Annotated in this window: 15 protein-coding genes and 1 pseudogene; 3 read left to right on the top strand and 13 right to left on the bottom strand. The window is 38.6% G+C overall.

Features of this window, described 5'->3' with window-relative positions; all coding sequences use genetic code 11:
• Positions 1 to 5 precede the first annotated feature (5 nt).
• From EA365_02010 to EA365_02050, 9 genes are all read right to left on the bottom strand, one after another.
• Positions 6 to 1,847 carry an N-acetylmuramoyl-L-alanine amidase gene (locus EA365_02010; GenBank protein ID TVQ48193.1) on the bottom strand — a complete coding sequence of 614 codons (1,842 nt, stop codon included), beginning with the start codon at positions 1,845 to 1,847 and terminating at the stop codon, positions 6 to 8.
• A 134-nt stretch (positions 1,848 to 1,981) separates the two neighbouring features.
• A complete protein-coding gene (locus tag EA365_02015; GenBank protein TVQ48194.1) occupies positions 1,982 to 3,379 on the bottom strand; it encodes a cation:proton antiporter in 1,398 nt (465 codons plus the stop codon).
• A 35-nt stretch (positions 3,380 to 3,414) separates the two neighbouring features.
• A complete protein-coding gene (locus EA365_02020) occupies positions 3,415 to 4,815 on the bottom strand; it encodes a cation:proton antiporter (protein TVQ48195.1) in 1,401 nt (466 codons plus the stop codon).
• A 541-nt stretch (positions 4,816 to 5,356) separates the two neighbouring features.
• Positions 5,357 to 6,883 carry a phosphomannomutase/phosphoglucomutase gene (locus tag EA365_02025; protein ID TVQ48196.1) on the bottom strand — a complete coding sequence of 509 codons (1,527 nt, stop codon included), beginning with the start codon at positions 6,881 to 6,883 and terminating at the stop codon, positions 5,357 to 5,359.
• Between the two features lie 6 nt (positions 6,884 to 6,889).
• Positions 6,890 to 7,951 (bottom strand): hypothetical protein, encoded by a 1,062-nt coding sequence (locus tag EA365_02030; GenBank protein ID TVQ48197.1) that lies wholly within the window; start codon positions 7,949 to 7,951, stop codon positions 6,890 to 6,892.
• Between the two features lie 226 nt (positions 7,952 to 8,177).
• Entirely contained in the window at positions 8,178 to 9,116 is a 939-nt protein-coding gene (locus EA365_02035) for a phytoene synthase (GenBank protein ID TVQ48198.1), read from the bottom strand.
• Between the two features lie 96 nt (positions 9,117 to 9,212).
• A complete protein-coding gene (gene pds, locus EA365_02040) occupies positions 9,213 to 10,646 on the bottom strand; it encodes a 15-cis-phytoene desaturase (GenBank protein TVQ48199.1) in 1,434 nt (477 codons plus the stop codon).
• Positions 10,647 to 10,714: 68 nt separating this feature from the next.
• Positions 10,715 to 11,263: a tetratricopeptide repeat protein gene (locus EA365_02045; protein TVQ48200.1), complete on the bottom strand. Its 549-nt coding sequence runs from the start codon at positions 11,261 to 11,263 to the stop codon at positions 10,715 to 10,717.
• Between the two features lie 28 nt (positions 11,264 to 11,291).
• On the bottom strand, positions 11,292 to 12,059 hold the full coding sequence (locus EA365_02050; GenBank protein ID TVQ48201.1) for an ABC transporter substrate-binding protein: 768 nt from the start codon (positions 12,057 to 12,059) through the stop codon (positions 11,292 to 11,294).
• 19 nt (positions 12,060 to 12,078) lie between these two features.
• On the opposite strand from EA365_02050, the gene EA365_02055 reads away from it, so the two are divergent.
• Entirely contained in the window at positions 12,079 to 13,017 is a 939-nt protein-coding gene (locus tag EA365_02055; GenBank protein TVQ48202.1) for a DNA adenine methylase, read from the top strand.
• 6 nt (positions 13,018 to 13,023) lie between these two features.
• Positions 13,024 to 13,650: a hypothetical protein gene (locus EA365_02060; GenBank protein ID TVQ48203.1), complete on the top strand. Its 627-nt coding sequence runs from the start codon at positions 13,024 to 13,026 to the stop codon at positions 13,648 to 13,650.
• A 24-nt stretch (positions 13,651 to 13,674) separates the two neighbouring features.
• On the opposite strand, the pseudogene EA365_02065 reads toward EA365_02060, so the two are convergent.
• The 3 genes and pseudogenes from EA365_02065 to rpmI all read right to left on the bottom strand — a co-directional run bounded on the left by EA365_02065 (position 13,675) and on the right by rpmI (position 14,579).
• Positions 13,675 to 13,868: pseudogene (locus EA365_02065) on the bottom strand (toxin-antitoxin system HicB family antitoxin).
• A 130-nt stretch (positions 13,869 to 13,998) separates the two neighbouring features.
• Complete coding sequence (locus EA365_02070; GenBank protein ID TVQ48204.1) at positions 13,999 to 14,349, bottom strand: 50S ribosomal protein L20; 351 nt, start codon at positions 14,347 to 14,349, stop codon at positions 13,999 to 14,001.
• Positions 14,350 to 14,378: 29 nt separating this feature from the next.
• The gene (gene rpmI, locus EA365_02075; protein TVQ48205.1) at positions 14,379 to 14,579 is read right to left on the bottom strand and encodes a 50S ribosomal protein L35; all 201 of its coding nucleotides are present in this window, start codon (positions 14,577 to 14,579) and stop codon (positions 14,379 to 14,381) included.
• Positions 14,580 to 14,641: 62 nt separating this feature from the next.
• Between rpmI and EA365_02080 the strand changes: the two genes are divergently transcribed.
• The gene (locus EA365_02080) at positions 14,642 to 15,496 is read left to right on the top strand and encodes a shikimate dehydrogenase (GenBank protein ID TVQ48206.1); all 855 of its coding nucleotides are present in this window, start codon (positions 14,642 to 14,644) and stop codon (positions 15,494 to 15,496) included.
• Here the strand turns inward: EA365_02080 and EA365_02085 are convergent.
• Positions 15,460 to 15,645, bottom strand: a complete 186-nt coding sequence (locus EA365_02085; GenBank protein TVQ48207.1) for a hypothetical protein — start codon at positions 15,643 to 15,645, stop codon at positions 15,460 to 15,462. The genes EA365_02080 and EA365_02085 overlap by 37 nt on opposite strands.
• Positions 15,646 to 15,695 lie beyond the last annotated feature (50 nt).

The raw sequence follows: 15,695 nt of genomic DNA on the forward strand, positions 1-15,695 counted from the left end.
AATATTTACTTTTTACTACGAACATAACTTAAAATACCTGCGGCGATGGATTCTGCCATTTGTTGACGATAGGCTGCATTAGCTAATTTAGCTGCATCTTCCTTACCAGTTAAGAAGCCTATTTCCACCAAAACCGCGGGCATTTGAGTATGTCGTAATACATAAAAGCGAGCGCGTCTCACCCCACGATTGCGCACATCGACGTTTTTGAGAATAGTATTATGGATAGACTCAGCCAATCGTAAACCATCCTGTAAATAATAAGTCTCTAATCCATTCACATCAGGACGATTCATCCCCATAGAATTAGCGTGAATACTAATAAACAAGTCAGCGTTAGCACGATTAGCCATTCTCGCTCGATCTTGGAGACTCACGTATTGGTCATTATTGCGAGTCATAATTACTTGTATCCCTTGTTGTTCCAAGATTCTGGCTACTTCCTGAGAAATAGGTAAAATGAGATCTTTTTCTCTAACACCATTAATCCCGATCGCTCCTGGATCTTTCCCACCATGTCCTGGATCGATAACCACTACGATTTTCTCATTAGGTGTCTGACGACCATTATTAACCCTTTCCCAAGCTCTCCCTAAAGGAGGGTCATTACTAGGTGGAGTGGGTACAGGATCAATCGCTCTAGTAACTCTACTAAATTCCCTGAGTCTGAGTATTAACATTTGCTCAGAAGGTTGTTCAATATTACCATCTAGATGCACTCCTAGTGCAGGATGTACTAAAACTACTACTGTATCATCGCTTTCTTGCCAAACTCGTAAACGGGAGATAGGACTATTAGCGGTCATCTGCGGATTAATAAAATCAGAAGCTAATTGAGCATTGCGTAAGCGAACTTCATAGACTCCATTAGCGCGCCAAGTCCCCTGTGCTTCAACTTTTTGGTCGCTATTAATCATCAATTCCGAGTTATTAGCAGCGAGAGTCACTCCTTGGACTATTGCTCTGGTTTGAGTTTGAGTCTGGGTTGGCGTTGGGGGTGTATAATTATTTCTGGTTGGATTAGTTCTCGCGGTAACGACACTTTCTCTAGATCTAGCAGTTCTCGACCTCGGTAACAAGACTAATCCACCTTCTCCTAATCTACTGTAAGAAGCGAGCCAATCTGGACTATCTTCGGAAACCTTGAGAATTAAACGAGCTGTTGTCTCGGAGGTTTGCACAAACTCGATTTGATTAACATCATATTCATTCAGCTCAATTACTCTATTAGCTAAATCTTGGGGTAAAGTAGCTCCAGTTAAGTCTATAGTGATTTCACGGCGATCTCTACTACGATTAACCGTAATTTGACTTCCTTCTCTTTTCTCAAAACGCACAAACAATCCATTTTGCGTAACCTGAAAATCTCTAGACTCAAAATCTACAGGAGCAGGATTTACCGTTAAACTTGTCTCTGTTGTCTCTTCTTGATTAGTTACAGTAGGGGTTGACTCTGTAATTTGCACGGGTTGAGGTACATCGAGAACCCACTGACTAGAGGATAACCCACGTATTTTTACTTCTTCGGGATTAATGGTATAACCTTCCTCCAATTCAATCACCAAACGGGCTATATTGACTTCAAATTGTCCTACCCTAACGGATTTAATCGCTCCTCCTACCATTTGATTAGCTTGGGAGAGATCTGCTACTGTTCCAGGTAAATCGATAACGAGACGAGTTGGATTTTGAATCAATTTAACAACGGGTTGTACTCCTGTATCCGTTTTAATCGTCAATTGATTTTGATTAGTATCAAAACGCCATGAGAGCAATTTAGCTGCATCAGCGGGAGCGTAACCTAAAAAAATACCGAACAAACTCAGTAATAACCAACGAGATTTCACAATTTTTACTCCTCACACCATTAGATTCTTGATTATAAAATTAACTTTATTGAAAATACTATAGTTTAAATTTACCCGAACTTTCCCAAAGGTTATCAAACTTGGGAAAGACGGAGTAGATTAGTTATTAAACTTTACTCATCAGTTGAGGTTGATAAGACTTCTTTGCTTTCGGAACTAGATTTATTAAACACCACTCTTAACAAAGGAGGTGCGACAAAAGTGGTGACAATCACCATGACAATAATCGCTGTATCTACCGCGGGTGAAAGTGCTCCACTCGCTGCTCCTACTCCTGCGAATACTAACCCTACTTCTCCTCTCGGGACCATTCCGACACCAATAGCTAGTTTATTAATTTTCTCTTGACCAAAAATAGCAAACCCTGCGATCACTTTACCGATAATCGCCACAATAATTAAAAAAGCAGCGATAATTAAACCTTCACGGTTACTTGGAATTACTGGATTTAAGACACTGAGATTGGTTTTAGCTCCCACACAAACAAAGAAAATTGGTACAAAAAAATCAGCGATGGGGATGATTTGCTCTTCTAATTCTTCTCGTTTTTCGGTTTCTGCTAAAACTAAACCCGCTGCAAATGCTCCTAGAATCGCTTCTAGTTGAATAACGTTGGCGATATAAGATAGTAAAAACCCAAAAATTAAGCTCGTAATCAGTAATTGACCACGAGTTTTCATTTCACTTACTAAACCCACAAAAAACGGAGTTAACAACCGACCTAGTAAAATTGCTCCTACTAAAAAGGTTGCAGCACTAACAATCAGATAAATGATATTAGTCACTTGTATTTCTCCCGTTTTGGCTAAACTCGCTACTACCGCTAAGACTATAATACCTAGAATATCATCTAGTACCGCAGCACCGATGATTATCTGTCCTTCTTGGGAACTGAGATAACCTATTTCTGCTAGCACTTTGGCTGTAATCCCTATACTAGTAGCTGTTAAAGCAGCACCTGCAAAAATAGCGGGTATCGCTGGTAGATGGAATATATAGATTAATCCTGCAGTACCTGCAGCAAAGGGAGCAACTACCCCGACAACAGCTACTATAGCTGCTTGTGGTCCTACTCTGATTAATTCTTTCAGGTCTGATTCTAATCCTATTTCAAATAGTAGTATAATTACCCCTAGTTCTGAGAGTATGGTAATGGCTTCGCTTTGAGTTGCAAATACTGACTCAGCTGCTTCGGGTGACAAATCTGCTGTTAACGACAGTATGCGCATCAGTACAGATGTTTCAGGGTTACCTCCTGTTTCGGGAAAAACCACCAGGTGTAACAATGATACACCTATTACTACCCCTCCTACTAATTCTCCTAAAACGGGAGGAAGGTTTATTCTGGCGCAGATTTCTCCACCTATTTTACTCGCTAGGTAGATAAATACTAAACTTAACAAGACCGCAGCGATAACTAAAGCACCATTTTCTGATGCTTCTCCTTCTGCTGCTGTTGCTAGTAATGGCGTCTTAGTGAAAAAATCAATTGCAACAATCAAGTTATCCATGTTTGAGTCAGAAATTATTTTATCTTAGTTTACACCTATCCTTTATCAGTTGAGGTAGATAAGCTTTCTTTGTTTTGAGAACTTGATTGATTAAATACCACTCTTAACAAAGGAGGTGCGATAAAAGTTGTGACGATTACCATGATAATAATTGCTGTCTCTACAGTAGGTGAAAGTGCTCCACTCGCTGCTCCTACTCCTGCGAATACTAACCCTACTTCTCCTCTCGGTACAATTCCTACCCCAATAGCTAGTTTATTGAGCTTCTCTTGACCAAAAACGGCAAACCCTGCTACCACTTTACCGATAATCGCTACGATAACTAAAAAAGCAGCCATAATTAAACCTTCACGGTTACTTGGAATCCCTGGATTTAAGACACTGAGATTGGTTTTTGCTCCTACACAAACAAAGAAAATTGGTACGAAAAAATCAGCGATGGGTATGATTTGCTCTTCTAATTCTTCTCGTTTTTCGGTTTCTGCTAAGACTAAACCTGCTGCAAATGCTCCTAGAATCGCTTCTAGTTGAATAACGTTGGCGATATAAGATAGTAAAAACCCAAAAATTAAGCTCGTAATCAGTAGTTGACCACGAGTTTTCATCTCACTTACTAAACCCACAAAAAATGGAGTTAACAACCGACCTAGCAAAATTGCCCCTATTAAAAATACTGCAGCACTAACAATCAGATAGATGATATTGCTTGCTTGTATCTCTCCTGTTTTGGCTAAACTTGCTACTATGGCTAGTAATATTATCCCTAGAATATCATCTAGTACCGCAGCACCAATAATTATTTGTCCTTCTTTAGAATTGAGATAACCTATTTCTGCTAAAACTTTGGCTGTAATGCCTATACTAGTAGCTGTTAAAGCAGTACCTGCAAAAATAGCGGGTATCGCTGGTAAATTAAAGATATACAATAACCCTATAGTACCTAAAGCAAAGGGAGCAACTAAACCGACGATCGCTACTATTATTGCTTGTGGTCCTACTTTGAGTAATTCTTTTAGGTCTGATTCTAATCCTATTTCAAATAGTAGTATAATTACCCCTAGTTCTGAGAGTATAGTAATAGCTTCGCTTTGGGTTGCCAATACTGACTCAGCTGCTTCGGGTGATAAATCTGCCGTTAACGACAGTATGCGCATCAGTACAGATGTTTCAGGGGTAGCACCTGTTTCGGGGAAAACCAGCAAGTTTAAGAGGGAAACACCGATGACTACCCCTCCTGCTAATTCTCCTAAAACAGGAGGAAGATTGATTCTGGCGCAGATTTCTCCACCTATTTTACTCCCTAGGTAGATAAATACTAAACTTAACAAGACCGCAGCGATAACTAAAGCACCATTTTCTGATGCTTCTCCTTCTGCTGCTGTTGCTAGTAATGGCGTCTTAGTGAAAAAATCAATTGCAACAATCAAGTTATCCATGTTTGAGTCAGAAATTATTTTATCTTAGTTTACACCTATCCTTTATCAGTTGAGGTAGATAAGCTTTCTTGGCTTGCGAAACTTGATTAAATCCTACATTCCGCACGTCTAATTGTAATAAGCGAGAAAGTAGTCAGGAGGGGTAGTAATTAATACTTAGTGTGCTTTAATTACACTTTAATTCATTTGGCAATCAATATAGAGTTTAGAAAAAATTTTAAGTACTTCTACTGAAAAAACAGGAAAAAACTATGTATTTAAAAAAATATTCAGCACTTCTGAATTGCTGCAATTCTGACTCCTCTTCATACTACTGCTTGAACTGCGGAAAGTGAGTTAAATAATACTCTTTCCCGAATGGCGATCGCATTGACATACAATCTCTAAAAACTAAAGTTATTTCTATAATATACGTAAATGACAAAGCTAATGGTAATCAAGATGGGTCTTCTTGGCGTCACGCTTTTATAGTAGGGGTATTAACCGAGATAGCTATTTTACCAAGATTACCTACCTTAGAAGTTAGTAATATTTAGATTGTTTAAATATTCTCAAAAGCGCTTAAATCTAATAACTCATAAGACTCAAAAAACCCTTTAAGTTTAGTAGCGATTTTTGCTACTCCTCCAGATACATTGGTTTCAATATTAAGAGGAATTACTGGATCATGAAGAGATAAACGTAATAAAAACCAACCTTGTTCAGAAGGAGATTGACAAGCTACGCGCACACCTTCATAATTATTAGGAACTATTTGCCAATTGGTTTGGTTTTCGGCGAATTCTTGCAGTTTTTCTATAACCATATTCCCATAGTTTTTAAAGTCTTCGGTATTAATTTTAAGACGAAATTCTTCACTTTCTACGGGTTCTTGTAAAGTAGAGATTAAATCCTCTAAAGCTTTATCTTCTAACTTTAATTGAGCGAGTTTAATTAATACTTTGGTCATTAAATAAGCTCCATCATCGAGAAAATAATTCTCGCGCATTGCTCCATGACCTGATGTTTCTATAGCTAACCAAGATTCTTGACCTTGTTGATTTAATCTAATCGCTTCATTGATGACGTTTTTATAACCTCTTTTAAAGCGATGGTGGATACCACCTAAATCGGTAATAAACTGAGTCAACCCATCAGAGCTGATAGAATCTGTAACGATAGTAGAGTTAGGATGTTCCCTTAAAACGATCGCCCCTATCAAAGCTATTAAACGGTTTCTATTGATTTCTTTCCCCTGAGAATCTACAGCACCTGCTCTATCTACATCGGTATCAAAAATAATGCCCAAATCTGCTTGATTGTTAGTTACTGCAGCACAAATAGAAGCCATGGCTTCTTTATCTTCGGGATTAGGGATATGGTTAGGGAAATTCCCGTCAGGTTCGAGAAATTGACTTCCTGTGGTATCAGCTCCTAAAGGTTGTAAAACTTTATCTACATAAAAACCACCTGCACCATTACCCGCATCTACGATAATTTTTAATCCTGTGAGAGGTTGGTTATAGTTGGTGGGATGGTTAACTGAGGCGCGAATTTTGTCAACAAATTGTTGAGCATAAACGGAGATAAAGTCTTTTACTGTCACAACTCCTGGGGTATCAGAGTTATTAAATTGATTAGTAGCAGCCAAAGACAGAATAGCGGTGATATCGGCTTTGTCTAATCCTCCTGAAGAGGTAAAGAATTTTAAGCCGTTACGGTTAAAGGGTAGATGACTAGCGGTGAGCATGATTGCTCCATCACAGTTAAAACCTGCGGTAATGGTGCTCATAAACATCGCGGGAGTAGAAGCTATCCCAAAGTCAAGGACATTTGCTCCTGTACTAGTGATACCTTCGGTAACTGCTTCGGTGAGTTGAGGTCCTGACAGACGACTATCTCTACCTAGAGAAATGGTTAAAGCGGTGGTAGGTTGAGATAGGGTTTGACTTAACCAGGTGCTAAAGGCTTGACCTAGGGTTTTGGCTACTGTAGGGGTAAGATTGACTGACTCGTTGGGTATTCCTGGTAAAGCCACACCACGAATATCAGAGCCATTTTGTAGTTTAGTCCAGTTGAAATTTTCCATGGTTTTTTAGTCGTCCATTTGCCAGGGTTCGATGAGATTATTTTCATCGAGGATCTTTTTGGGGCGTAAAATCAAGATAACTTGACCGAGTATGATTAGGTCAGGTTCTGTTTCTGACCATTGTACCTCTACAGTCTCGCCCTTGGAGAGGAGAAAATAACTCTGATTATTCCAGGTGGTGAGATGGCGATCGATAACGATTAAGACGGTTTCTGGTTTAGGGGAAACCACTTGAGGTAATAAGTCGCTTTGCGCAAAAATGCCTACGGGGTCTTTAGCTTTAAGAATGGCTTGCCAACCTGGAATAGGTACTACATAAGTATTTGCGGTAATTTGTACCGAAGCGAAGGTATTCTCAAGAGTGAGAGTGGGTGCTTGAGTTACTGCAGTTGGGGTTAAGGGTAAAGTTCCTGCTAAGGGAATCAGACGGGGTAATTCTTCTTCTGCTTCTAAACGATAGAGAGGTAAAAGGGGAGCAGTGACTCTAGGTGATATCGTAAAATCACTGAGTAGCTGTTCAATAGCGCTTCTAGCACTAGCAGAATGGGCGAATTTTAACCCTAGGGCGATTAGTCTAGAGCGTTCTTGCAGGTCTTTTTTTTGCCGAGCACGCTTCCAATACTGATAGGCGATCGCGTCTCCTGGATGATTAGAGAAACCAGGGGGTAATTCTGATAAGCGAGACATTTCTTGTACAGCTTTGGCTACTTCTTTAGTGCTGTCAGCTGTTAATTTTTTGCTCATTGCCAATTCAGCTACTTCCCGTCTTTGTTTCTGGTTAAGAATACGCAATTCATATAAAACATCGCTGCAAGGTCCTTGACAATACTTAAGTAAATCTTCGGATGCTCCCTCAGTATAAATACTGTCATAAACCTGTGCAGCCACAATAACTAAATTCTGTTGACTACTTTGAAAGCCTGTAGCTTCAAAAATAGTTTGAGAATTATAACCAGCCTTTTGGAGGCGTTGACAGGTTTTACCCCAGTCAACCCAGTTGCCTTCCTTATGTAATAGCGATCGCATTAATTCAGTGGCTACCGCTTCTGATAGTTGTTCTTCGCTCATTCTAACCGTTGAAAGTTAACATTATATAGCAATACGCATTAATGTTAGTACATTTTTAAGTTGTGAAACCCATATAAAGAGTTCGGGGTTCTGGGTTTGCTTTTAGGTATTAGGTGTTAGGTGCTAGGAGGTATTATTTATATATAAAATACTACTCTTGCCTCTTGCCTGAATGCCTGAGTGCCTATTCCCTATTCCCTATTCCCTATTCCCTTGTCAAGTAGCGCTATAGAGCTTGAGCCCGTAACCAAGAGATAGGTAAATAGAGCATCTTTTGGGGTGTAGGCACAAAAGCTCGTTTATTAAATACATCATAACCATTAGCCTCGATCACGTCTAAGATTCCCTGATAAAGCATCAGTGCTGACCAAACCGGCCAACGAGAATCCCGAGATAGGGCGCGGATACCTCTTTCTGCTTGTTGATAATATTGACGTGCTCGGTCAATTTCAAAGCTCATTAAGGCTTGCCAGCGCTCATCAATAACGTGATTATAGAGGTCTTCTTCAGTATAATTAAATAATTCCAAGTCTTCTAGAGGTAAATAAATCCTTCCCCTAGAGATATCCTCACCCACATCCCGCAGAATGTTAGTCAACTGGTTAGCGATTCCTAAAGCTAGGGCTTCTTCTTTGGGGATGTAATTAAGCTCATTGGTTGTCCAGGGGGTTTGAGAGTCTTGTTTTTCTACACCGAGTACAGAGCTAGACATCAAACCTACTGTTCCGGCGACGCGATAACAATAGAGATACAGTTCATCAAAAGTCTCGTAACGACTGCGATAGAGGTCCATTCTTTGTCCTGCGATCATATCCCGAAAGGGGGCTATATCTATTTCAGGAAAACGGGCGATCGCATCTACTAGGGCTACATCGGGGTCAGCTAAGGGATGACCTGCGAAAATAGACTCTAAATTATGTTCCCAGACTTCTAGGGTTTCTAAAGTAGTTTGACTAGCTTCAGGACCATCCACTAATTCATCGGTTCTTCTACACCAGACGTATATCGCCCAGATTGCTTCTCGTTTGTGTTTGGGCATTAAGAGAGTGCCCAAGTAAAAGGTTTTGGAATACTTCGCGGTAATTTGACGACAGTATTCGTAGGCTTCTGTAACAGAAGCTAGGTTTTTAGGGGTTTTTTGTTTAGGTTTAGGTAATTGCAGCATTCATCGGCAGGAGAAAAACTGTCATTCAATTCAATTCAATTCAGACTAAATTTTAATCTTAGTCTAGTAAGCATTTTCCCATTGTCTGAGCTAATTTTAAACACCAACTTTAACAGATTCTGGGTTAGTTTCTGGTTGGGGACTAGTTTTAGGGACGGGAAAGTCGGCGGCGATCGCGTTTGCTGTTAGTTTGCCAGAAAGTACCGCGCCTTCCATGCTTCCTAGATATTGTTGCATAGTATAGTCTCCCGCCAGATAAAAGTTACTAATAGCTGTTTTCTGAGAGGGGCGATAGGCTTGACGTCCTGGTGTTGCTTTATAAACAGAGCGAGGCGTTTTGACTACGTGATATTTTAGCAGTTGTGCTGGTGTTTCTCCCTGGAAATGTTGGGGGAATAACTGCACTAGTTCCGCCATAGTAGCGTCGATAATCTCTTGATCTGATTTAGTAATCCATTCCTGAGCAGGAGCTAAGACTAACTCTAACATCGATTTATCGGGGTTAGCGTATTCTTTACAGGTATTACTCATATCTGCATAGACACTGAGTAAATCCGAACGCGAGAATAATAAATGGTCAATGTCGGTTAGTTTGCGATCGAACCATAGATGTAGATTAATTACGGGGACTCCTTCTAAACCTTCTAGTTTTTTAAAGCAGTCGTATTCTCGCCAAGGTTGGGGTAACATTACTTTAAGAGGATCAACTGGCATTGCTGAAACGTATAAATCAGCGGTAAATACCTCGTCAGGATTGCCATTTAAGCCTCTGAGTAGAAATCCTCTGACGCTATTATCTTCGTTGAGTAAAATTTCTTTGAGGGGAGCGTTTAATCTTACTTCTCCTCCTCTAGAGGTAATATACTCTACCAAGGGTTGACAAAGTCTCTCTGTGGGTGAGCCGTCTAAAAATGCCATTTTTGAGCCGTTTTTCTCTTGTAAAAAGCGATTTAAAGCTGTTAACAAGATTGTCGCTGAGATTTCATTAGGATTAATGAAGTTTAAGGCTTTTGACATGGCGATAAAGACTTCTTTTTCTACTCTTGGGGGGATGTTTTGTTTTTCCATCCATTCTGACCAAGAATATTGATCCATTTTTTCTACGTATTTTTGTCCTCGCAACATCGCCGGAATTAAACCGAGACCGAAGCGGATTTTTTCTCCCCAAGTTAAGAGGTCATTATTACGTAAAATCGCGATGACTCCGTTGATGGGTGCGGGAAGATCGGGAAAGTCAAACCGAGAGTATGTCCCTGGTTTCTCGGGTTGATTAAAAATCATGGTGTGTTCTTTCCATTGCAGTCTGTCTTCTATATCTAATTCTTTGAACAACTGCAACATATTGGGATATGCTCCAAAGAAGATGTGTAACCCTGTTTCGTACCAGTCTCCATCTTCATCTTTCCACGCTGCTATTTTCCCTCCTAGTACGTCTCTTCTTTCTAAGACTATGGGGGTATGTCCCGCATCTACTAGATATTTAGCACAAGATAGTCCTGCTAGACCTGCTCCGGCGATTGCTACTCGCATTGGTTTTCTTAGTTTTCTGTATTTACTAATTTTTTTTCATTATACTTTGCATTTCGTTACATTTCTCATTATTTAGTAAAATTTGTGGAAGTCACTACACGTTTGCGCAAAGATTCTACACGACGTTTGGCTATTTTGTTTTCTGGATCATATTGCAATGTCTGTTCATAGGTTGCTAATGCTTGTGCGGTGAGTTGTTTTTTCTCATAAGCGTTACCTAGATTATTGAGGGCGATCGTGTACTCGGGATACAATTTAATAGCGTCTTTGTAATTGCGGATAGCTATATCATATTGTTCCTGAGCAAAATAAGCATAACCCATGGCGTTATAAATCAGGGCTAGGTTTTCTGATTCTATTTGACTCCCTTTAATGGCTTTTTGAAATAGGTTAATTGACTGTACATAAAGTTTTTTGTCTAGATATAGACTCCCTAGTTCATAGTATTCTTGGGGTGTTCCTTTGCCTTCTTTGAGTTTTTGCTGTAGTTTGCTAAAGGTGCTTTCTACTCTTCTGGTTCGCCAAATCTGAGTTAATAAAAAATAAGCGATCGCTCCTAAAATAGCGAGTAACACTCCTAGGTAAATCACTGGTAAAATTTCTGCTGAGTTTTCCATCTTTATCAATCTTGAGTTAATGTTAAGTTTAGGGTAATCCCCAATAATTAGCTCTTTCTCTCAACCAACCCGAGTCTCGCCACTTGGCGATCGCCTTGTTGATTTGATTGTGCAAGCTAACATATTGTAAGCCTTTGGGTATGGCTATGGCTAGAGGTTCTCCTGAGAGACTTTGTGCTATTAGTCTATATTCTGGGTATTCTTGTACCCATCCCGTTAAAATACTTTGATCTGCTCCGAAGGCGATCGCTTCTGAAGCTTCTAGTAACTCATATGCTTCTTGATAGGAATCTACCCCCACTAATTCTGCTGTAGGTAATCTACTCCTAATGATCTCAATACTATCAGAGCCTGATAAAACTGCTATTCTAGCTGTGCTTAAATCCTGTATGCTATTGATTGAGGGGTCTTTCGTAATTACTCCTGTTCCGTCTAGATAATAATATGTACTAAAGTTGACTAATTGGGAACGTGCCGCATTGGCTGTTAATCGAGCTATTACTATATCTACTTGATTATTCAGTAATGCGTCTAAACGTTCTTGATTAGTAACTGGTACAAAAGTGACAGCTGTTTCGTCTTGCAGTAATTCTTTAGCCAGGTTTTTGGCGATATCAATTTCTAGTCCTTGTAATTCTCCTGACTCATCTAAAAAAGCTAGAGGTCGGGAGTTGTTTTTGACCCCTACTCTGATTTCTCCTTTAATTACGGGAGTAGAAGCATTAAGAGGTATTGTACTAACTCTGAGCAATATTATAACCAACAAGATGAGCAAAAATAATTTGGCTAGTTTCATATAATAAAAACTTTAAATCATGAAAGAAAATCTACAGATGAGTACTACTCATCGAGTTAAACCATTTTTAAAATGGGCAGGGGGAAAAAAACAATTATTGGGTATTTTTAATCAATTATACCCAGAATCTCTTAAAAAAGGTGAATGTACTTGTTATCTAGAACCTTTTCTAGGTGGAGGTGCTGTTTATTTTGATCTAGTGCAAAAATATCCTCTCAAATCTGCTTATTTAGCGGATATTAATCCAGAAATTATCATAGCTTATAAAGTAATTCAGAAATCAGTAGAATCTCTCATAGAACAACTTGCTGATTTAGCTATTAAATATCAGTCTCTACCTCTAGAGAAACGCCAAGAATTATATTATCAAATCCGAGAAAATTACAACCAACAGAGAATAGACTTTAATTACTTAGACTTTTCTGAGTCTTGGGTTAAACGTTCAGCTATGTTAATCTTTCTGAATAAAACTTGTTTTAATGGTTTATTTAGACTCAACAAAAGTGGAGAGTTTAATGTACCTTATGGACGATATAAAAATCCAACTATTCTCAATCAAGACAACCTGATTGCTATCTCAATTATTTTACAAAATGTTGATATTGAATTAGCCAACTTTACAGAAAGTATCAAATTTATTAAAGATAAATCTTTTATGTATTTAGATCCGCCTTATCGTCCTTTAAATAAGACGTCTAACTTTACTTCTTACTCAAAATTTGTGTTTGATGATACTCAGCAAATACGCTTAGCTAATTTTTATAAGCAGCTTAACGCTGAGTATAATATTAATTTGATGCTTAGTAATTCAGATCCTCATAATGAAGATCCTTGGGATAATTTTTTCGATGAACTTTACCAAGAATTTAATATTCACAGGATACCAGCTACTAGAATGATTAACAGTAAAGCCCATAAACGTGGTACTGTGACTGAATTAGTTATTACGAATTATTAGTATCTAATGGAACGTTTAGAAGCAAAAAAACTGATTGAGAAATTAATCGGACAGGATTTAAGGTTATTAGCTGACCAATTAGGAGTTACAGTAAGAGCCAAAAATGGCAATATCAACAAGGGTTGGGTAGGTCATGTAATTGAAACTTATTTAGGACTTGCTGCTAACTCTTCTCAGTCACCTGATTTTGGTTCATGGGAATTAAAAGTATGTTCTCTTAAATATCTCAAAAACGGTTTATTAACTGTCAAAGAAACAATGGCTATTACCATGATTGAACCAGAAAATATAAAAAATAATCCTTTTGAAAATAGTCATTTATTAAATAAAATGAGCAGAATATTAATACCCGCACGTATTTGGTTCAGTCAAGATGAAAAACAGTCAATACTTGATTCTGTTACAGAGTTTGATCTTGATGACCCTGTTATATACAATCAAATAAAAGCAGACTATGAATTAGTCAGAGAAATAATAATTAATCAAGGGTTTTCTAGTCTGAGTGGAACTATAGGAAAATATGTACAACCTAGAACAAAAGGTAAAGGACATGGTTCAACTTCTAGGGCTTTTTATGTGAGAAAAGATTTACTAAATAAAATGATTAATAAGAGAGTTAGTCACGGGAATTAGGTACAATTTAGCTGCTACCAATGATTATCGGGTTAAGGTATCAAGTTTAGCTAAAATTTTCAATCCTTCTTCGGGATTTCCCTGAGCTTTCATGGTTAAAAACCGATTTGGAGTATCAAATTCAGCTAAAGCAATTGTTGAAAGTTCTTCCCTAAGCTTATTAACACTAATTCGGCTTTAGCTAGTTACTTTGGTAAAGGAATAGTTAAAGTTGCCATTTTTAGATTAACTCCTGATTATTTGTTCTGGTTTGATAAGCAATAAGAGACGTATTGACGGGGATTAAGGAGAATTTAACTGCAACAATAATCACCCGTTACTATCTCTGATTAAAAGCTCCCTAATTGGTTAAGCTTGTTTAGCTATTTCGACAATTTTAGTAAAAGCTTCGGGATTAAGTACAGCGAGTTGAGCTAACATTTTACGATTAATTTCGATATTAGCTTTTTTCAATTTACCAGTTAATTGACTATAGCTGATATCATGTTGTCTAGCTGCTGCGTTAATGCGGACAATCCACAGACGACGAAAGTCGCGTTTACGTTTACGACGATCGCGATAGGAATTGCGCAAAGCTTTCATTACTTGCTGATTAGCTGTGCGAAATAGCTTAGAATGAGATCCTCTAAACCCTTTAGCGAGTTTGAGGATTTTTTTACGACGTTTACGGGCTACATTGCCTCTTTTGACTCTAGTCATGGTACTTACTTTAGCAAAAACTACAAATTTTAGGAAGAATATGGAAGCATTAGACGAACGTTTTCTTCGTCATTTTCGTGTACTTGGGTTAATTTCCATAAACGACGTTTCCGCTCTGCACTTTTATGCTGTAATAAGTGATTACGGTTAGCGCTACGGCGAAGTATCTTACCCGTGGCTGTCATCCGAAATCTTTTCGCTGCTGCTTTACGAGTTTTTAGTTTAGGCATTTTAACTGTTTAGTTTTACACAATTGACTAGTATAACATTTTTTAAGGATAATAAACAAGTTATGCAATTAATTACAGGAAAAACGAAGTTATTAGGGGTAATTGGAGACCCCATCGAACATAGTCTCTCACCAGTGATGCACAACGCAGGGATTAAAGCGTTAGGAGTAGATTATGTTTATATACCCTTAGCTATCAAAACTGAGGATTTAGAAGGAGCGATCGCTGCTTTTCGGGGAATGAATCTAGAGGGTTTTAACGTAACTATACCCCATAAACAAAGGGTGATGGAGTTTCTCGATGAGGTTTCCCCCCTAGCTAAAAAAGTGGGTGCAACTAACACGGTTTGGGCTAATCAAGAAGGTTGGAGTGGTACTAATACCGATGTAGCGGGGTTTTTAGCGCCTTTAAAACTATTAGAGCGCAATTGGGGTGAAATTAAACCCTTAGTATTGGGTTATGGTGGAGCAGCTAGAGCAGTTGTGGAAGCTTTAAGTGGTTTAGGTTGTCGCCAGATTCGGGTAGTCGGTCGTAATCTTGAGAAATTAGCCCAATTTCAGAAGGGGTGGTTACAGGTAGAGATTTATCAGTGGTCAGAGTTGTCTGAGTTGATTGCTGATAGTGAATTATTGGTTAACACTACTCCGATTGGGATGTATCCTTATGGACAAGAATCCCCCCTAGAGGGTGATTTAGTTAAATTGGTTCAACCAGGAGCGATCGTCTATGATTTAATTTATACACCACGTCCTACTAAGTTATTAAGGGAAAGTCAACAACAAGGAGCGGTTATTATTGATGGTTTAGAGATGTTGATTAACCAAGGAGCGATCGCTCTAGAAATCTGGTTACAACGTTCTGTACCTGTAGAGGTTATGCGTCAAGCTTTATTGAACCACTTACACATTCTAGAGTAACATGATTGCTCAAGTAGTTGTATATCTTTAGCAGACACTAGGTATGCGCAATTTCTTCTGGAGTTTTGCATGGTTTCAATACCAATCCTAGTTCCTTTTACTCGAAGATCATCCGCGGCTAAAAACGTGAAGTAATCTTCTAAAAGCATGGTTATTTAAAGTCAAAAATAAAGATATAAGCTCTTCTTAACGAGCCATC

Source organism: Gloeocapsa sp. DLM2.Bin57, assembly GCA_007693955.1.
Classification (GTDB): Bacteria; Cyanobacteriota; Cyanobacteriia; order Cyanobacteriales; family Gloeocapsaceae; genus Gloeocapsa.